This is a genomic window from Paracoccus sp. T5 (genome assembly GCF_048538155.2).
GTDB lineage: Bacteria > Pseudomonadota > Alphaproteobacteria > Rhodobacterales > Rhodobacteraceae > Paracoccus.
Genome location: NZ_CM135809.1, coordinates 2,321,015 through 2,339,911 on the forward strand (window position 1 = coordinate 2,321,015; position 18,897 = coordinate 2,339,911).

At 67.9% G+C, this 18,897-nt stretch carries 18 protein-coding genes; 11 read left to right on the top strand and 7 right to left on the bottom strand.

The features are described 5' to 3' along the window. Positions 1 to 9 precede the first annotated feature (9 nt). From ACNR9W_RS11435 to ACNR9W_RS11465, 7 genes are all read right to left on the bottom strand, one after another. Complete coding sequence (locus tag ACNR9W_RS11435; protein WP_419267175.1) at positions 10 to 795, bottom strand: TIM barrel protein; 786 nt, start codon at positions 793 to 795, stop codon at positions 10 to 12. A 7-nt stretch (positions 796 to 802) separates the two neighbouring features. After that, complete coding sequence (locus ACNR9W_RS11440) at positions 803 to 1,813, bottom strand: Gfo/Idh/MocA family protein (protein WP_419267174.1); 1,011 nt, start codon at positions 1,811 to 1,813, stop codon at positions 803 to 805. 10 nt (positions 1,814 to 1,823) lie between these two features. Further along, complete coding sequence (locus tag ACNR9W_RS11445) at positions 1,824 to 2,720, bottom strand: sugar phosphate isomerase/epimerase family protein (RefSeq protein WP_419267173.1); 897 nt, start codon at positions 2,718 to 2,720, stop codon at positions 1,824 to 1,826. Between the two features lie 85 nt (positions 2,721 to 2,805). Further along, positions 2,806 to 3,828: an ABC transporter permease gene (locus tag ACNR9W_RS11450; RefSeq protein WP_419267172.1), complete on the bottom strand. Its 1,023-nt coding sequence runs from the start codon at positions 3,826 to 3,828 to the stop codon at positions 2,806 to 2,808. Positions 3,829 to 3,841: 13 nt separating this feature from the next. Continuing rightward, the gene (locus ACNR9W_RS11455; protein ID WP_419267171.1) at positions 3,842 to 5,371 is read right to left on the bottom strand and encodes a sugar ABC transporter ATP-binding protein; all 1,530 of its coding nucleotides are present in this window, start codon (positions 5,369 to 5,371) and stop codon (positions 3,842 to 3,844) included. A gap of 55 nt (positions 5,372 to 5,426) precedes the next feature. Further along, a complete protein-coding gene (locus ACNR9W_RS11460) occupies positions 5,427 to 6,365 on the bottom strand; it encodes a sugar ABC transporter substrate-binding protein (protein WP_419267170.1) in 939 nt (312 codons plus the stop codon). A gap of 233 nt (positions 6,366 to 6,598) precedes the next feature. Beyond that, on the bottom strand, positions 6,599 to 7,636 hold the full coding sequence (locus ACNR9W_RS11465) for a LacI family DNA-binding transcriptional regulator (protein ID WP_419267169.1): 1,038 nt from the start codon (positions 7,634 to 7,636) through the stop codon (positions 6,599 to 6,601). A gap of 268 nt (positions 7,637 to 7,904) precedes the next feature. Here ACNR9W_RS11465 and ACNR9W_RS11470 point away from each other — a divergent pair, with 268 nt between their 5' ends. From ACNR9W_RS11470 to ACNR9W_RS11520, 11 genes are all read left to right on the top strand, one after another. After that, on the top strand, positions 7,905 to 8,228 hold the full coding sequence (locus tag ACNR9W_RS11470; protein WP_419267167.1) for an STAS domain-containing protein: 324 nt from the start codon (positions 7,905 to 7,907) through the stop codon (positions 8,226 to 8,228). Further along, complete coding sequence (locus ACNR9W_RS11475) at positions 8,225 to 8,590, top strand: response regulator (protein ID WP_419267166.1); 366 nt, start codon at positions 8,225 to 8,227, stop codon at positions 8,588 to 8,590. The genes ACNR9W_RS11470 and ACNR9W_RS11475 overlap by 4 nt, the downstream gene beginning before the upstream one ends. Then, entirely contained in the window at positions 8,590 to 10,560 is a 1,971-nt protein-coding gene (locus ACNR9W_RS11480; RefSeq protein ID WP_419267165.1) for a chemotaxis protein CheA, read from the top strand. The genes ACNR9W_RS11475 and ACNR9W_RS11480 overlap by 1 nt, the downstream gene beginning before the upstream one ends. Continuing rightward, positions 10,557 to 11,036 carry a chemotaxis protein CheW gene (locus tag ACNR9W_RS11485; protein WP_419267164.1) on the top strand — a complete coding sequence of 160 codons (480 nt, stop codon included), beginning with the start codon at positions 10,557 to 10,559 and terminating at the stop codon, positions 11,034 to 11,036. Before ACNR9W_RS11480 ends, ACNR9W_RS11485 begins: the two co-directional genes overlap by 4 nt. A 14-nt stretch (positions 11,037 to 11,050) precedes the next feature. Beyond that, positions 11,051 to 12,733: a methyl-accepting chemotaxis protein gene (locus ACNR9W_RS11490; protein ID WP_419267163.1), complete on the top strand. Its 1,683-nt coding sequence runs from the start codon at positions 11,051 to 11,053 to the stop codon at positions 12,731 to 12,733. Positions 12,734 to 12,750: 17 nt separating this feature from the next. After that, complete coding sequence (locus ACNR9W_RS11495) at positions 12,751 to 13,236, top strand: chemotaxis protein CheW (RefSeq protein ID WP_419267162.1); 486 nt, start codon at positions 12,751 to 12,753, stop codon at positions 13,234 to 13,236. A 10-nt stretch (positions 13,237 to 13,246) separates the two neighbouring features. Next, a complete protein-coding gene (locus ACNR9W_RS11500; RefSeq protein ID WP_419267161.1) occupies positions 13,247 to 14,086 on the top strand; it encodes a CheR family methyltransferase in 840 nt (279 codons plus the stop codon). Between the two features lie 4 nt (positions 14,087 to 14,090). Beyond that, the gene (gene cheB / locus ACNR9W_RS11505) at positions 14,091 to 15,200 is read left to right on the top strand and encodes a chemotaxis-specific protein-glutamate methyltransferase CheB (RefSeq protein ID WP_419267160.1); all 1,110 of its coding nucleotides are present in this window, start codon (positions 14,091 to 14,093) and stop codon (positions 15,198 to 15,200) included. Then, positions 15,197 to 16,915: a hypothetical protein gene (locus ACNR9W_RS11510; RefSeq protein ID WP_419267159.1), complete on the top strand. Its 1,719-nt coding sequence runs from the start codon at positions 15,197 to 15,199 to the stop codon at positions 16,913 to 16,915. Before cheB ends, ACNR9W_RS11510 begins: the two co-directional genes overlap by 4 nt. Before the next feature lie 53 nt (positions 16,916 to 16,968). After that, entirely contained in the window at positions 16,969 to 17,532 is a 564-nt protein-coding gene (locus ACNR9W_RS11515) for a glutathione S-transferase family protein (RefSeq protein WP_419267158.1), read from the top strand. A gap of 78 nt (positions 17,533 to 17,610) precedes the next feature. Then, positions 17,611 to 18,858 carry an Hsp70 family protein gene (locus tag ACNR9W_RS11520; RefSeq protein ID WP_419267157.1) on the top strand — a complete coding sequence of 416 codons (1,248 nt, stop codon included), beginning with the start codon at positions 17,611 to 17,613 and terminating at the stop codon, positions 18,856 to 18,858. Positions 18,859 to 18,897: the final 39 nt, after the last annotated feature.

Genomic DNA, 18,897 nt, shown 5'->3' on the forward strand with positions numbered 1-18,897 from the left:
CCGCCGTGGTCACAGGCCGGACCGAATGTGATCCATGCTGGTCTTCAGCGCGGCTTCCGGATCGGCTGCGTCATGAACCTCGGCCGCGAAGGGCTCGAAGCTGAAGGCTCCATCATAGCCCGCCGCCATCAGCGCCCTGATCTGCGGCAGGTTCTCCAGCCGATCCTGCCCGTCCACCAGCACGCGATGCGCGTCCAGCATGTCGTCCACCGCCACCTCCGGGTCCGTCACGCCCGAGATGTGGACAAGGCCGGTCCACTCGGGAAAGACCTCGGTCTCTCCGGCCAGGTGGTGGTGGAAGGTGTCGTGCATCAGCTTGTAGACACCCTCTCCGCCCGCCGCCTTGATCGCCGCGATCGCGGTGGATTTCTTGCGCAGGGAGGAGATCGGAAAGCCCAGGGGCTCGACCAGGCCCGTCAGGCCGCGGTCCTCCAGGATCGGCTTCATCGCCCTGAGCGCCGCCACGAGGTCATCGAAGGCGACCTCGGTGCCGTCGTTCAGCGGGCACATGACCAAGGCCTTGGCGCCTGCGGCCTGCGCATAATCTGCCATCTTCACCGCCCGCTCGGGCAGATCGCCCGACCAGACGTTGAAGGGGTAAAGCGCGTTGATCGACAGGATGGTGACACCTTGGCGCTCGGCCTCGGCGCGCACCTGGGCCGGGTACATGCGGCCCAGCACGTCGGGCAGGTCGTTCCTGATCTCGACCTCGGTCGCGCCAAGGCGGCGGACCGTCGCGAAGAACTCGGCCAGCGGCAGTTTCGGGGCTGAGATGTGGTTGATCGCAAAGCGCATGGCGGTCTCAGCTGTACAGCGCCGGACGGGCCGGCAGGGTGATGGGGATGATCTGCCCGGTCTTTTCCTGCGCCTCGACGCAGGCGTCCGAGCTGATGGCGGCCACGTAGCCGTCCCAGCTGGACGGACCGGCAGCGGTGCCCTGCGACGCCGCCTTGATGAAATCGGCCAATTCGACGTCGTAGCTGTCGACAAAGCGGTCCTTCCAGTCGGTCATGATCGCGTTCTGCCGCATGGCGTTCTTGCGCAGGGTGATGGCCATCGGCTCGGGCAGGTTGGCCAACCCCTCCTCGCCCACGACCTGGCACTGGATGTCATAGCCATAGCGGCAGTTGACGAAGATCTCGACATCGATGCGGATGCCCTTCGCGGTTTCCAGCAGGACGATCTGCGGATCGGCCAGCTTGCCATGCGCATGGCTGGACTTGCGCGGGAACACCACCTGCGCCGAGACGTAGTCGTCATCCAGAAGCCAGCGGAACACGTCCAGTTCGTGGATCAGCGTGTCGTGGATCGCCATGGGCGTCACGTACTGCTCCGGCACCGTGGGATTGCGATGCGCGGCATGGACCATCAGCGGCGTGCCGATCTGGCTGTCCACGACCTCCTTCAGCATCCGGTAGCCCGCATCATAGCGGCGCATGAAGCCCACCTGCACCAGCCGCTTGCCGCCCGCCACCTCGGCATCGACGATGCGCCGGGCGCCGTCCGCAGTGGTTGCCAGCGGCTTTTCGCAGAAACAGGGCTTGCCGGCGGCGATGGCGGCCAGGACATAGGCCTCATGGGTCGCGCCGGTCGAACAGACCAGCACCGCATCCACGTCATCGGCGGCGATCAGGTCCTCGCCCTTGTCATACACCTTGGCATCGGGTGCCAGGTCGGCCTGCACCGCGCGAGCCGCGTCGGGGTTGTAATCGCTCAGTGCGGTGATCCGGGCGCCCGACAGCACCTGCGCAATGCGGCGGGTGTGGTCGCGGCCGATCATGCCGGTTCCGATGACTCCGATCCTCAGGGTCATGTTCGTCTTCCTATTTCCAGTATGTGGCGACATAGCGCTTGGTTTCGTCCAGCATGAAGCGGGCGCTGTCCTCGGCCCGGTCCTCCCACCCAAAGACGCAGTTCGACAGGACGCCGTCGAACTTCATGTCGGCCAGGGTGGCGAAGAAGATGTCCCAGTCGATCTCGCCCTGCCCGAAATCCAGGTGCTGGTGCACGCGCACCTTCGCACCCGGCGGGTTGACGACATAGCGAAGCTGGGAGGATTTGGTGTGGTCATAGGTGTCGGCCAGCCGCACATGCACCAGATGCCCCTGGGTCGCGCGCAGGTTCGCCACCATGTCGGGACCGTAAAAGAACGTGTGCGGGGCGATGAAGGACGCCTTCACGGCCTTGGAATTGATCGTCCTGATGATGTCCATGGCCGGGGCGATCTCTTCCAGCCAGTCCTCGGGATGGGCCTCCAGCGACAGGACCAGCCCCTCGCGTTCCAGGATCGGCACCAGGATGTCCATCGCGCGAAAGAAGGCGTTCTCGCAGGTCTCGGGGCGGTGAAGGCCGCTGCGGTCGTTCAGGCTGCGCTCGGGGCTGCCGCCGCGTCCGAATTCGCTGACGAACATCGGGCAGTCCATCTCGACCGCGATCTGGATCGCGCGCTTCCAGTTGTCGATCGCGGCCTCCCATTCGTCGGGATAGGGGCTGGCCCAGCGGTACATCGGCTGCAGGGTGGCCAGGCCGAGGCCGTGATCCTTCAGCGCCTTCCTGAAGCTGGCGATCCGCTCGGGCCAGACCTTGGGCCGCGTCCACCAGGACAGGAAATCCGGGCGCGGCGACAGTTCGACATGGTCGTATCCCAGGTCGGCCACCTTGCGGCAGGTCTCCTCCAGCGACAGGTGGCGGATCATGTGCGGGTCAAGCGTGTGTTTCATCACTCATCGGCTCCGGAAGGGGACGGCCATGCCGGCCATGGCTGCGCATGGATCGGGATGGCCGCCAAAGGGGGGGCGCGCGCCCTCAGGTCTTCTTGACGCGCTTTTTCTGGCGATAGGTGTCGGCGACGACGGCGGCGACGATGATCGCGCCCTTGATCATCTCCTGGTAATAGGCGTCCAGCCGCAGGAAGGTGAAACCCGAGATGATGACGCCAAAGATCACCATCCCGATGGAGGTGCCGACGATCGAGCCGCGCCCCCCGGCCAGCGAGGTGCCGCCGATGACGGCCATGGCGATGGCGTCCAGTTCGTACATCATCCCCATGCCGGCCTGCGCGGTCTGGCCCCGGGCCGCGACCACGATCCCGGCCAGCGCCGCCAGGGTCGCCGCGACGATGTACAGCTTGACGATATGGCGTTCGACGTCGATGCCGGACACGCGGGCGGCCTGCGGGTTCGCGCCGATCGCATAGGTGTACTTGCCATAGCGGGTGTATTTCATCGCCACGTGGAAGATGGCCGCCACCACAAGGAAGATCACCACCGGCATCATCCCCGCGCCTAGGGCCGCATAGCTGTCGGTCGGAAAGCTGACCGGCTGGCCCTTGGTGTACCATTTGGCGAAGCCGCGGGCGGTGACCATCATGCCAAGCGTGGCGATGAAGGGCGGGATCTTGGTATAGGCGATCAGCCAGCCGTTGATGAAGCCCGCGACCGCCCCGCAGGCCAGCCCGATCAGCACCGGCACGATCACCGGCAGGTCGGTCAGCGCCGGATAGACCGCGCGCGCATATTCGGCCGATTGCGCAAAGCTCATCGAGACCATCGCCACCGCCCCCACGATCGAGCCCGACGACAGGTCGATCCCGCCCGAGATGATGACCTGCGTCACCCCCACCGCGATGATCCCGATGACCGAGACCTGCAGGATCATGATCTTGAGCCGGTTCAGGTTGCCCAGGAAGGACTGCCCCTGAAAGATCCATCCCAGGATCTCGAAGACCAGGGCGATGCCGATCAGCACCAGCAGGATGTTCAGTTCCGAGGGCAGCTTGCGATGCGCCTTGGGTGCGGCGCGTTCGCCGCCGATTGCTTGTGTTGCCATGACGGCCTCCTCCCTATTTCGCCGCAAGTTCCATGACGCGCACCTGGTCGGCCTCGGCCCGGTCCAGGAAACCGCTGATACGGCCCTCGTGCATGACCATGATCCGGTCCGACATGCCCAGCACCTCGGGCAGTTCGGACGAGATCATCAGGATCGCCACCCCTTCGGCGGCCAGCTGCGTGATCAGCCGGTGGATTTCGGATTTCGCGCCGACATCGATGCCGCGCGTGGGTTCGTCCAGGATCAGGATGCGCGGCTTCGTCAGCAGCCAGCGCGCGATCAGCAGCTTTTGCTGGTTGCCGCCCGACAGGTTGGCCACCGTCTCGGCCAGGTTCGGCGTCTTGACGCGCAGTTTCGCGCAGAATTCCTCGGCCAGGCGGTTCACCTCGCGCTGGTTGACGAAGCCGCGGTTGTCGACCTTGCCGCTGGAGAGGAGCGCCACCTGGATGTTCTCGATGCAGTCGAGGTTCAGGAAACAGCCGGTCTCCTTGCGGTCCTCGGTCAGGAAGGCCATGCCGTGGCGCATCGCGACCGGGGGCGACTTGATGTCGACCTCCATGCCGTCGATCAGGATGTGCCCGCTGGTCGCGGGACGCACCCCGAACACGGCCTCGGCCACGTTCGACCGGCCCGATCCGACCAGGCCCGCCACGCCCAGGATCTCTCCGCGGCGCAGGGCAAAGCTGACATCGGCAAAGACGCCGGGCAGGGTCAGGTTCCGGACCTCCAGGATCGTCTCGCCGATCTCGCAGTCGATCTTGGGGAACATGTCGGTGATCTCGCGGCCGACCATCATCTTGATGATCTGGTCGCGGGTGACGTCCCGGGCGGCCACCGTCGCGATATACTTGCCGTCGCGAAAGACGGTCAGCTCATCGGCGATCTCGAACAGCTCGCTCATCTTGTGGGTGATATAGACGATGCCGACGCCCTTGGCCCGCAGGTCGCGGATGATGCGGAACAGGTGCTCCACCTCGGTCTCGGTGATGGCGCTGGTCGGCTCGTCCATGATCAGCACGTCGGAATTGAAGGACACGGCCTTGGCGATCTCGACCATCTGCTTTTGCGCCACGGTCAGGTCGCCCACCATGTCCTCGGGCGCCAGGCGGATGCCCAGATCGGCGAAGAGGTCGCGCGTCATCGCGGCCATGCGTGCGTGGTCGATCAGGCCCAGGGTGCCCTTGGGCTCGCGGCCGATCCAGATGTTCTCGGCGACGGTCATCGTGTTCATCAGGTTCAGTTCCTGATGGATCATCGCGATGCCGGAATTCAGCGCGTCCAGCGGCGTGCGGATCTCCAGCGGCCGTCCGGCAAAGCGCACCTCGCCGCGATCGGGCGTGTAGACGCCGGCGATGATCTTCATCAGCGTCGACTTGCCCGCGCCGTTCTCGCCCATCAGGGCGTGGACGGTGCCGGGGCGGATCTTCAGCTGCACGTCGTCCAGCGCGACGACGCCGGGGAATTCCTTGCGCACATGGTCGACCTCGAGGATGAATTCCCCGGCAAAGGCCCGGTGCGCGGCTGCGCCTGCTCCGTCCAACATCGTGATATCCTCCTGGTGACGGCCGGGCCCGCGCGGTGGCGGGCCCGGCGGGTCATCACTTCTGGTAATCGGCGAGGTTTGCCGGGGTCACCAGTTCGAACGGGACATAGACCTTGGACTCCACGCTTTCGCCGCGCGCCAGCTTCAGCGCCGCGTCGACCGCGCCCTGTCCCTGCCCCGCGGCGTTCTGGAACACGGTCACATCCAGATCACCCGCCTGCATCGCCGCCAGCGCGTCGGCCGTCGCATCGATGCCGCCCACGACGACTGCGTCCATCGCGACGCCCGAGGTCTTCAGCGCCTGGATCGCGCCGATCGCCATCTCGTCATTGTTCGAGATGACCGCGTCGAATTCGACGCCCGCCGACAGCCAGTTGGTCATCAGGTCGGTGCCTTGGGTGCGCGACCACATCGCGGTCTGCTCCTCGACGATCTCGATGAAGCTGCACTCATCCGTGGCGATCACGTCCTTGATGTCCTGGGTGCGGATGCGGGCGGCCTGGTTGGACAGTTCGCCCATCATCACCACGGCACGGGCGCCCTCGCCCTTGCCCTGTTCCTTCAGCAGCCGGCAGATTTCCTGCGTCTGCAGCGTTCCCGATTCCAGCTCGTCCGAGGCGACGAAGGCCTGCCCCTCGGGCAGCTCGTCCACGTTGACCGGCTGGCGGTTGACATAGACCAGCGGGATGCCGGCCTCGGCCGCCAGGTTCGACATGGCGATGGTCGCGTCGGTGTCGACCGGGTTCACGATGATCGCATCGACGCCCGAGGCCACGAAGTTCTGGATCTGGTTCAGCTGGCGGCCGACATCGTTCTGCGCATCCTCGACCTGCAGCGTCACCCCGTCCAGACCGGCAGCATAGTCCTGCATCCCGCCACGCAGAACCGTCAGGAAGTTGTCGTCGAACAGCGCCATGGACACGCCGATGTTCTCGGCGGTCGCGGCACCGGCCAGGCTTGCCACCAGGGCAGTGGTCATCAGGAACGTCTTCACCTTCTATCTCCTCCTCAAGCGGCGCCGACGCGCCTTGTGCAGCCTCCAGCATGGGCACCCGCCATCCGGCCGGCGCATGCGCCGGTCCTGGACCCTGATCGGAATGTCGTGCTGTGCGGCGCCTCTCCCCTGCGCCGCTGAGAGGAAGATTCCCGAAACCGCCTCATCGGTCAACGGATTTGCCGCCCCGATCACATCAATGATGATGCAAAGGTGAGGGAGGCATGATGCGATTACCTCATGAACTCGCTCTCGGGGGTCCAGATCTCGCTTGGGAAGAACCGCTGGCCGGGAATTTCCGCCATGCCCTTTTCAGAGGTCCCGATGACCATCGAGATCAGTTCCGCCGCAAGCGTCCGGACCGGCGTGCCCAGCACGATGTCCAGCACCTGGTCCTGCAGGCCGGCCTGCGAATCCGGGGTCAGCTCGTTGACGATCAGCACCAGGCGGGACCCCGCATCCAGCTCCCGCACGGCTTGGATCGCGCCTTCCATCCCGCCGCCGGCCACGTAGAGGCCGACCAGATCCTCGTTCCGGGTCAGCAGGTTCATCGTCGCCTCGTAGGTCAGCTGGCGCGTTTCCAGGTTGATCTGCGTGTCCAGCAGCTGGAACTGGGGCGCGGCATCGCGAAAGAAGCTGCGAAAGCCCGTCTCGCGCAGCTCGTGCCCGTGAAAGCGCGACCCGCCGATGAAGACGGCGACCTTTCCCGGTTGCCGCGCCAGCCGCGAGATGAACCAGCCGGCCATGCGACCGACCTTCAGGTTGTTGGTCCCGAAATAGCTTTCCCGCACGCCTTGGGCAAAATCCGACAGCAGCGCATAGACCGGCACGCCGGCCGTCCGCAGCGCCTGCACGGCCTGCGTCACCAGGTGATGATCCAGTCCCGTGGCCGCGACCGCGTCCACCCGCCCCTTCAGCGACAGCAGCACCTCGGCCAGCTCCTGCGGCTGCGGCGTGTCCACGAACCGGGGCACGACCTGCACGCGGCGCTGCGTGTTGGCCCGCGCCTGCTGTTCAAAGATCGCCAGCACGTCCTGATAGAAGCGGTGCTTGGGCTTTTGCAGAACAAGGCCCAGGCGCAGTTCGGGCCGGTCGGCCAGCATCCGGTGCCGGATCACATTGGCCGCGTGATAGCCGATCTCCTCAGCGGCCTCGTGAACGCGGCGCACGGTCTCCTGCCGCACGTTGTGGCGCCCGTTCAGCACCCGGTCCACGGTGGCCGTGCTGAGGCCGGAAGCCTTGGCCAGATCGGCAATCGTCGGTCGCGCCATCACGAACTCCATCACGGGATTGATGTGATCATATCAAGCCATCCCGGACCGCAGCGCAAGTCGCGCTTTTGACAGGCGCGACCTTCGCGTCGCCCGCATGGCGCAGCGCCCGTGTCCCCAGAGCCAGGGTTCCCGCCATTTGGCGGATGGCCCACCCATTCGGTCAGCGACCTAAAGAAGCCGTCGCGATGGTCCGTAAGAAGCCCTGCCGGATGCGGGCTACCCTGCCCGGCTTGGCGAGGCCCGGCATGCTGCTGGCGCTGACGGCTTGGCAATTGGAAACGACATGACATCCACGGTGGTGCCGCTGAGCGGAGAGATCACATTGGCAGAGGCCGAAGGACTGTCCCGGACGCTGCAGGACGCGCTGGCACAGGGCCCGGTCCGTATCGATGCAACGGGACTGGCACGGGCCGATGCGGCGGTCCTGCAGCTTCTGGTCGCGGCGCAGCGCATGGCGGACCAAAGCGGGCACGAGCTGCAGGTCGGTCTGGAGGCGTCGGGCGCCCCGGGCGCCCTGGCCCAAAAGCTGGGCCTGAGCTTCGCCCTCGGCGGCAAAGGACAGACAGGCGAAGAAGGTGCCCCAAGATGACCAAGACTGTGCTGACGGTGGACGATTCCCCGTCGATCCGGCGCATGATCGCCATGACCCTGACCGATGCGGGCTATCGGGTCGTTGAGGCCGTGGATGGGCGCGACGGCCTGGGCAAGGCCACGTCCGAACGCTTTGATGCGATCATCACCGACCAGAACATGCCCAACCTGGACGGGCTGGGCTTCATCCGCGAGCTGCGCAAGCATCCGTCGGGCGCGGGCGTTCCCATCATCGTGCTGTCCACCGATTCCGAGGAGACGCTGAAGCAGCAGGCGCGCGAGGCGGGCGCCCTGGGGTGGATGGTCAAGCCCTTCAGCCAGGACAAGCTGCTGGCCGTCATCCGCAAGGTCCTGGGCTGATGATGGACGACATGGCCGCGATCTTTCGCGAAGAGCTGAGGGACCTGCTGGAAAGCCTGGAGCGCGGGCTGCTGGACCTGGAGGCGGCGCCGCAGGACATGGCGCTGGTGAACCAGGTGTTCCGCGACCTGCACACGGTGAAGGGCAGCGGCGCGATGTTCGGCTTTGCCGAGCTGGCCGCCTTCATCCACAGCTTCGAGACCCTGTTCGACAGGATCAGGTCGGGCGCGGCCGTCGTCACCTTGGACATCATCCACCTGTCGCTGGAGGCGCGCGACCAGATCCCCGGCCTGGTCGAGGGCGTTCCCGACCCCGAGGGGCGGCGCCAGGCCATCCTGCAGGCCCTGGAGGCGCAGATGACGGCAGCGGCGCCCGCCGCCCCGGCGCCCGCCGCAGACGCCGGTCATGCGCGGCTGACCTTCGGCCTGCGCGGCGCGGCCTTTGCGATGGGGGCGCGGCCCGACATCATCCTGGACGAACTGCGCAGTCTGGGCGCCACCGCCATCACCTGCGACACCAGCGCCGTGCCGCCTCTGGACCGCCTGGACCCCGGCAGCTGCCACCTGCTCTGGGCGATGGACCTGCCGGCCGCCGTGACCGAGGCGCAGATCGAGGATGTGTTCATCTTTGCCGACGCCGATTGGCGCCTGAGCCGCGATGAGCCCCTTCCCGTGGCGGCACCGGACGCCGTCCCTGCCTTCGAACCGACAGCGGAGGCGACCCCCGACAGCCCCGCCCTGGCACCCGCCGCCGCCCCGCGCGCCGGGGCCGAACCTGCGGCAGCGCAGGCCGGTGCCACGATCCGCGTGCCAGCAGAGCGGCTGGACGCGCTGATGGACAGCGTGGGCGAGCTGGTCATCCTGGAGGCGCGGCTGACGGAACTGGCGCGCGAAAGCCGCGATGCCGCGCTGATGGCCACGGCCGAACAGATCACCCGCCTGGCCGCGCGGCTGCGCGACAGCACCATGACCATGCGGATGGTGCCGATGCGCAGCCTGGTCGCGCGGTTTCGCCGGCTGGTCTTGGGCCTGTCGGACACGCTTGGCAAGCCGATCAGCTTTGCCGTGCTGGGCGAGGACACCGAACTGGACAAGACGGTGATCGAGAAGCTGGCCGATCCGATCGTGCACATCCTGCGCAATTCGCTGGACCACGGGCTGGAGACGCCCGAGGACCGCCTGGCCGCCGGAAAGCCCGCCGAGGGCCGGGTCGAGCTGTCGGCGGAACATGCGGGCGCCGAGGTGCTGATCCGGATCCGCGACGACGGCCGCGGCATGAACCCCGACAAGCTGCGCGCCAAGGCGGTCTCTGCCGGGCTGATCGCGCCCGATGCGGTCCTGACCGAGGCCCAGTGCTTTGCCCTGATCTTCGAGCCGGGCTTTTCGACCGCTGCCGCGGTGACCGAGATTTCCGGGCGCGGCGTGGGCATGGACGTGGTGCGGCGCACCATCGACGGGCTGCGCGGCGCCATCAGCATCGACTCGCGTTTGGGCGAAGGCACGACCGTCACTCTGCGCCTGCCGCTGACCCTGGCCATCATCGACGGCCTGCTGATCGAGGTCGCCGGCGAACGCTATATCCTGCCGATGGCGGCGGTGCAGGAGATCGTGGAGCTGCCCGCGCAAAAGCGGGTCCCGAACCGAGCAAGCGACTTTCTGGAGATCCGGGGCCGTTTTGTCCCCTTCCTGCGCCTGCGCCAGCTGTTCGCCTGCGACGGCCGGCCGGGGCCGGACCAGAACGTGGTCATCGTGACGCTTGGCGACACCCGCGTGGGCGTGGTGGTCGACCGCATCATCGGCACCAACCAGACGGTGATCAAGCAGATGTCGAAACTGCATGCGAATGTCCGCGCCGTGTCGGGCGCGACCATCCTGGCCGACGGTTCCGTGGCGCTGATCCTGGACGTGACGCATCTTCTGGCCCTTGGGCAGAGCCTGCCCGACCCGGCCACGCGCGAGGTGGCGGCATGAGCGCGATCACCCCCGGCGATGACCTGACCGTCATCACCCTGACCGTGGGCGCGCAGAAGCTGGCGATCCCCGCCTGCGCGCTGCGCGAGATCCTGGACCCCCTGCCCGTGACGCGGGTTCCGCGCGCCGGTCCCTTCGTTCCGGGCGTGGTCAATGTCCGCGGCTCGGTCGTGCCGCTGGCCAACCTGCGTCACGCGCTTGGCATCCCCGACCAGGGCCAGGACGACCGGCGCCGGATCATGGTTCTGGAGGTCGATCTGGAGGGCGACCTGGCCACCGTCGCGATCATGGCGGACGCCGTCCACGAGGTGACCACGGTCAAGGCCGCCCAGATCGAGGCGGCCCCCGTCTCGGCCACCGCCTGGCCCGCCGACCATATCAGCGGGCTCTACAACAGCCCCGACGGCTTCGTGCTGATCCCGGACCTGACCAACATCTTTGCCGCCCAGGCCAGCAGGGCAGCGGACCACCCATGAAAAGGAACCCCGTGATGCGTTTCACGATCAAGGCCAAGCTTGTGGCCATCTTCGCCTTTGTCTTTGCCTTGGCGGGCATATCCATGCTGATCGCGCTTGAGGAACTCAAGCAGTCGAACGACCAGTACAACAAGACCGTCCAGGTCGAGGTCGCCGCCCTGATGGTGAACGAGGACCTTGTCAGCGAGGAGCTGCGGCTGCGTTCCACCGTGGCCGAGATCCTGATCGGCCTGCCCGATGCGCCCGACCAGCACATCCCCTCGCTGCGCGGCGAGATGGACAGCACCAAGGCCAAGATCGACGCGTTTTACGCCGAGGTTCTGGCCAAGGCGGGTGACGAGGCCGGGGTGGTCGCGGCGCTGGAAAACTATCGCAGCATCGGCCAGCAGCTCTGGGAGCTGAACCAGCGGATCGTCCGGTCGGAACTGAGTGGCCAGGGGGATACTGCCAACACCCTCTACCACACCGAGGCGGCAGCCTTGACCGACCAGTCCATGGCCGCCCTTCTGGATGCCCGCGACGCCTTCAAGGCAAAGATCAACGATGACATCTCGGCGGTCGCGGCCAGCTATGAGGCCGCGCAGCGCAACCTGATCCTGCTGCTGGCCGCCTCGCTGGTCATCGGCGGGCTGGGCGCACTGGTCGTGGTCGTCTCGATCTCCCGCGGCCTGGCGCAGGCCGTGGCGCAAACCAGCCGCGTCGCAAACGGAGAGCTGCGGGCCACTGAGGGCACCCGGCGCAATGACGAACTGGGCGACCTGCTGTCGGGCCTGAACGACATGGTGGTCAAGCTGCGCGACGTGGTGGGAAATGTCTCCACCGCCGTGCGCAACGTCGCCTCGGGCAGCACCCAGATGGCCGCGACCTCGGAACAGCTGTCGGAGGGCGCAAGCCAGCAGGCATCTGCGACCGAGGAGGTTTCAGCCGCGGTCGAGCAGATGACCGCCAACATCAAGCAGAGCGCCGACAACGCCACCGCGACCGAGCAGATCGCCACCAAGTCGGCCGCCGATGCCCGGCAGAGCGGCAAGGCCGTGGCCGAGGCGGTGCAGGCAATGCAGACCATCGCCGACCGGATCATGATCGTGCAGGAGATCGCCCGCCAGACCGACCTGCTGGCCCTGAACGCCGCGGTCGAGGCCGCACGGGCCGGCGAACACGGACGCGGCTTTGCCGTCGTGGCGGCCGAAGTGCGCAAGCTGGCCGAACGCAGCCAGACGGCGGCCGCCGAGATCTCGTCGCTGTCAGCCGCGACGGTGCGCACGGCCGCCAGCGCGGGCGAGATGCTGCAAGGTCTGGTGCCGGACATCGAAAAGACCTCGGCCCTGGTGACCGAGATCTCGGTCGCCTCACGCGAGCTGGCCACCGGCAGCACCCAGATCAGCATGTCGATCCAGCAACTGGACAAGGTCACGCAGGAAAACACTGCAGCCTCCGAACAGCTGTCGGCCAGCGCCACCGAACTGGCCAGCCAGTCCGACCGGCTGGCCGCTGCGGTCGGGTTCTTCAACGTCTCGGAGGGCGATCTGTCGCCGGCGATCGCGGCTCCCCGTCCCGGCGCGCCTGCCGCCGTTGCCCCGGCCCCGCGCCGCAAGGCGCCGGTCCCCGTGCCCGCGACAGGGGGTGGCTTCGACTTTGACCTGGGAACCGAGGATGACGACCTCGACGCCCGGTTCAAGCGCAGCAACGCGGCCTGAGGCAGGGAGGGAGAGCCATGACGCAGGTCAGTTCGGACGTCGTCACCTTTGAGGCGGACGGATCGCTTTATGCGATCCTCGTGTCGCGCGTGCAGGAGATCCTGGATCTTCGGCCCATCGCGCCGATGCCGAACGCACCCGCGCATCTGCTGGGCATCATCGACCTGCGGGGCGAAAACGTCCCGGTGGTCGACCTGCGCAACCTGCTGGGCCTGCCGCCGTCGCCCGACACGCCGCAGACCCGCATCCTGGTGGTGTGGATGGTCAGCGGCCAGGACCGCGCGATCATCGGCATCCGGACCGACCGGGTGATCGAGGTGACCTGCCTTGATGATCCCGAGCTGCGCCCCATGACCGAGGCGGGCCTGCTGCAATGGACCGGCGGCGCGGTCGCCGGCATCGGCCGCCGCAAGGGCCAGGTGGTCAGCGTCCTGAACCTGGACAAGCTGTTCGCGGCCGTGCCGGTCGTGCCGGTGCAGCCGCAGATGGATGCGGCGGAATGACGGTGTTCCGATGACCCTGCTTGTCCCGCCAAGCTATGGCGACCGTTTTCGCGACCTGATCGGGTCGCTGACGGGCATCAGCCTGCCGGCCAGCAAGGTGCAGATGATCGACCAGCGGCTGCGGCGACGCGTCATGGCCTTTGGCCTGCGCGATACCGAGACCTATCTGCGCATGCTGCTGGAAGACCGCGACATGACCGACGAGCTGCGCATCGTGATCGACCTGATCACCACCAACACCACCAGCTTCTTTCGCGAGCCGTCGCATTTCGATTTCCTGGTGGACGAGATCCTGCCCGCGATCCTGCGGCGACGCGGGACCGGCCTGACCCCGCGCCTGAAGCTGTGGAGCGCTGCCAGTTCGGAAGGGGCCGAGGCCTTCACCGCCGCCATGGTCCTGGCCGAGGCGCAGCGGGCCGGGCGGCGGTTCGACTATGCGATCCTGGGCACCGACATCTCTTATCGCATGCTCGAACGCGCGACGGCGGCGGTCTATGACAGCGACCAGCTGGCCACCGTCCCGGCGCACTTGTTGCGGCGCTATGTCATGACCTCGGCCGATCCGGCGCTGGCGGGCAAGGCGCGCATGGTGCCGGAGCTGCGGCGGCGGGTGCGGTTCCGTTACCTGAACCTGATGGATGACGCCTATCCGGTGGACCGGGACGTGGACGTGATCCTGCTGCGCAACGTGCTGATCTATTTCGCGGCCGAGGACAAGGACCGGGTGATCGCCAGGATGGTCACGCATCTGGCGCCCGGCGGCCATCTGCTGGTCGGTCATTCGGAATCGATGGCCGTCCGCCACCCGGGGCTGCGCCAGGTCCGCCCCACGATCTTCCGAAAGGAGTAGCGTCATGGCATCTTCGGCAGCACCGGCGATCAAGGTCCTGATCGTGGATGACAGCGCCTCGGCACGGGCGATGCTGCGCCATATCGTGGAAAGCGATCCGGCCCTCAGCGTGATGGCCGTGGCGGCCGATGCGATGGCCGCGGCCCGCACGATGCGCACCGCCCTGCCCGATGTCATCCTGCTGGACCTGGAGATGCCGGGCATGGACGGGCTGACCTTCCTGCGCAAGATCATGGCCCAGCACCCGATCCCGGTCGTCGTCTGTTCGGGCGCCACCGAGCGCGGGTCGGACCAGAGCATCGCGGCCCTGGATGCAGGCGCCGTCGAGGCGATCCTGAAGCCCGCCCAGGGCAATGCGCAGCAGCGCGGCGAAGGCGCCATCCGCATCTGCGACGCGCTGCGGGCGGCCGCGCGCACACGCGGCGCCTCGGCCGCGATGATGGCGCAGTTCCACGCCCCCGGCCCCAAGCTGACCGCGGACGAGATCCTGCCGCCGCCCACCTTCCTGCGCCCCGCCCCCCGGACCGAGCCGGTCGTCTGCATCGGCGCCTCGACCGGCGGGACGGATGCGCTGTTGCGGGTGCTGACGATGCTGCCCCCGGACGCGCCCGCCATCGCCATCGTCCAGCACATGCCCGAAGGCTTTACCGGCGCCTTTGCCCGCCGCCTGGACGCCGCCTGCGCCGTCTCGGTCGCCGAGGCGACGGACGGGGCGCAGCTGGGCGCGGGCCGGGTCGTCGTGGCCCGCGGCGACCATCATCTGCTGCTGCGGCGGGGACCCGGGGCCTATCGCGTCTCGGTCCAGGGGGGACCCTATGTCAGCCGGCACCGCCCTTCGGTCGATGTGCTGTTCCGCTCGGCCGCGACGGCGGCGGGGGCGAATGCCATGGGCATCATCCTGACCGGCATGGGCGACGACGGCGCCCGCTGCCTGGCCGAGATGCGGCGGGCGGGATCGCCCACCGTCGCGCAGGACGAAGCCTCATGCGCGGTCTATGGGATGCCGCGCGAAGCCGTACAGGCGGGGGCCGTCGGCCTCAGCCTGCCTTTGGACAAGATGGCCGCCGCGATCATGAATTTCGCCCGCCGCCACCGGATGGGAGAAAGCGCATGATCCAGACACCGATTGCCCCGCGGCATGATCCGGCATGGACCGCCGCGGCCCTGGCGCCGCTGGACGAGGTGCTGCAGGTGACCGAGGACAGGTTCCTGTCCGCCGGCCGCAACCTGGAGGCGGCCGTGGACAGCCTGCGAGCGCTGCAGGATCACTTTGCGCGCCTGGAACAAAGCCTGGGCCCCGACAGCCGCGCCGCGCTGGAGAAGCTGACCGCGCAGGTCGAGGGCGACATCCAGAGGCTCCAGCAGGACTTTGCCTCTTTCCTGGACGACAGCCAGGGCCTGCGCAGCGCCGTCCACGGCATCCGGGTCGAGGTGTCGGAGCTGGACCGCGTCGTGCGGACCATGTCCAACGTGGCCATCAACGCCCGCATCCAGGGCAATGTGCTGACCCCGCGCCAGCCGCAGGTCACGGCCTTCATCCAGCGCCTGGCGGAAATGGCCAGCGAGGCCGAGGACGTGCTGCGCCAGGTCAAGGACGCCATGGACGGCGTGACCGAGGACATCGAGACGATGGGCAAGGTTGCGGCCCAGCTGCGCGAGACGGTGACGATCGAGGTGATGCCGCTGATCGTGCGCCTGGCCCGGACCGGCGCCGGCGTCCTCAAGGACCAGGACCAGACCGCCCGTGCCAGCGCCGACCTGGCGGCCCGGATGAACCACGTCTTTTCCGAGGTCTCGCGGCTGATCGTGGCCCTGCAGATCGGCGATTCCACCCGGCAGCGCCTGGAACGCGCCCGCGCCGTGGTGATCGAGGGCGCGGCCGAGCGCGACACCGGCGTGGAATATGCAGCCCTTGCCCTGGCCGAGGGGCTGATCGGGGGCGCCGTCGGGGAGATGGTGGCCGAGGTGTCCGGCTCGCTTGATGCGCTGCGCGACGTTCAGGCCGGTGCGGCGGAGGCGATCGGCACGGCGCGCGATTTCTACCTGTCGGGCGCATCCCAGGGCGCGGCACCGCGGGAACGGCACGGCCGGCTGGCCCTGAACCTGGGCCGGATGGGCAGCGAACTGGCCGCCATGCGCCACCAGGCCGTCGCGGTCGGCGACCGACTGGACATGATCCTGGCGCATGAACGGACACTGCGCCAGATCGCCCATCATGTGCGGCTGTCGGGGCTGAATGCGGTGCTGATCTGCGCCAAGCTGGGCAATGACGGCCGGCCGCTGCGGGAGCTGGCCAGCTGGCTGCGCGCCCTGACCGACCAGAGCGACCACATCGTGGGCCGGCTGCAGGCTTCGCTGGACGCGATGCGGACCTGCACCAACCGCGTCGGCATCGCCAGCGTCGAGCAGCTGGAAAGCCAGGCCCAGGCGATGGGCGGGACGGCCGAGGCGCTGGCGGCGCTGGTCGACGAGAGCGAAAAGGCGATCCTGGATACGGCGGCGGGCTTTGACGCGACGGGGCGTGTCCTGCCGGTGCGCCTGGGCGAAGGGGTGCAGCTGTTGTCGGGTTATCTGGCCGTGCGCGACAGGCTGGCGGCTGTCGGCGCCGATCTGGCGCATCGACGCCAGGGCCTGCCCGCCCTTGCCTTGCCCCCCGCACCGGGCAGCGCCGCGGCCGAGGTCATGGCCCGCATGCGCCTGCGCTATTCCATGCAGCAGGAACGCATCATCCATGATGCCATCCTGGCCGATCCTGCGACTTCCGCCCCGCCGGCAAAGGCCGGACCGGCCCCGACCCAGGCCGAAAACCTGGACGACATCCTGTTCTGAGATCAGGGCGTCGCCCCATTGCGAAAGCCAAGGCACCGTGCGTTACTGGCGCGATGACGACCGACCTGACCCTGTGGCATGTGCCCCATTCGCGTTCCACCCGCATCCTGTGGCTGCTGGAGGAGATCGGCTGCGATTACGCGCTGGAGCGCCTTGATGCGCCGGATACGCTGCAGGCGGCGCTGCATCCCCCGCGCCCGCCCGCCCTGCGGGATGGCAAGGTCACCATGCACGAAACCGGGGCCATGACCGAATGGCTGTGCGAAACCCGGGCGCCGGACCTGTGGCGCGCGCCCGGTGCCTCGGGGCGGATCGGCTGGCTGGACTGGCTGCATTATTCCGAAACGCTGCTGCAGCAGGTCGCGCGGCGCGCCGAACCGGGGGCCTCGGACCGGCTGGCCCAGGGCCTGACCCTGCTGGACGACTGGCTGGACGGGTCGGAATGGCTGCTCAGCGAATTTTCCGGCGCCGACTGCCAGATCGGCTATTCGCTCTGGGCGGCGGCGCAGGTGACCTCGCTGGAGGCCTGCCCGGCGCTGGAGGATTATCTGGCACGGTGCAAGGCGCGCCCGGCCTTCCGAACCGCCTTGGGTGAGGTTGAACTGCCACCCGGCTGAGGCGCGGGCCACCTGCTTGACAGCCGGGGAATGCCTGCCTATCCCCGCCAGCCTCGTCCCCGAGGCAGGAGAATGGGCATGGCATCGCAGCGCCGCAGCTTGGGCATCGACTTTGGCACCTCGAATTCGGCGGCGGGCTATCTTAGCGATGGCAGGCCGCGGCTGATCGAACTGGCGCCGGGCCAGACCACGATGCCCACGACCTTCTTCTTCGACCACGAAAGCCGGCGCACCCTGATCGGCGATCCGGCCAACCAGGCGCTGCTGGACGGGGTCGAAGGACGTTTCATGCGCGCGCTGAAACGTGTCCTGGGCACCGGCCTGATGCATGAAAAGCGCCAGATCCTGAACCAGGGCGTGACCTTCGTCGACATCATCGCGCGCTTTCTGAACCAGATCAAGATCAGGGCCGAAGCGCAGACCGGCCTGACCTTCGACCGCGCCCTGTCCGGGCGGCCGGTGGTCTTTCACGGCGCCAGCGACCCGCGCGAGGCGCAGGCCGAGGAGGATCTGCGCCGCTGCTATCTGGAGGCGGGCTTTCGCGAGGTGGAGTTCCTGCCCGAACCCGAGGCCGCGGCGATCGCCAGCGGCGCCCTGGATCAGCCGGGCACCATCGGGCTGATCGTGGACGTGGGGGGCGGCACGTCGGATTTTTCGCTGTTCCGGTCGGAGGGCGGCGGCATCGCGATCCTGGCCAATCACGGGGTGCGCATCGGCGGCACCGATTTCGACCGCGCGATCAACATCGACCGGGTGATGCCGCTGCTGGGCAAGGGCAGCCAGCTGCGCAAGGCGATGGGGGCTGGCACCTCGCCCACGCCCAACGCTATCTACAACGACCTGGCCACCTGGGAGAAGATCCCCTTCGTCTATACGCCCCAGAACCGCCGGATGGTGGCCGAGATGCTGCGCCTCGCCCAGCATCCGGACAGGTTGTCGCGGCTGGCCCGCGTGCTGGAGGACGAGCTGGGTCACGATCTGGCCTTTGCGGTCGAGCGGGGCAAGATCGCGGCCAATGCGGGCGAGGCCCAGCCGCGCATCCTTCTGGACCAGGTCGAGCGCGGGCTCTCTGCCCCGCTGCCGCCCGAGGCGCTGGCCGACAGCCTGGCCCGCCATGCCGCGACCCTGGCCGAGGGCGCCGATGAAACGCTGCGCCTTGCGGGCATCGATGCGGCGGATGTGCGCCAGGTCGTCTATGTCGGCGGCTCCAGCCTGATGTCGATGGTCTCGGCCACGATGAAGGCGCGGTTTCCGGCGGCCGGCCATTCCTTCAAGGACGTCTTCACGGCGGTGACCGACGGGCTGGCCATCGCCGCCGCGCGCTGAGGGCGCCTGCAGGGGAACAACCGCCCCGCCCGCCCGTTA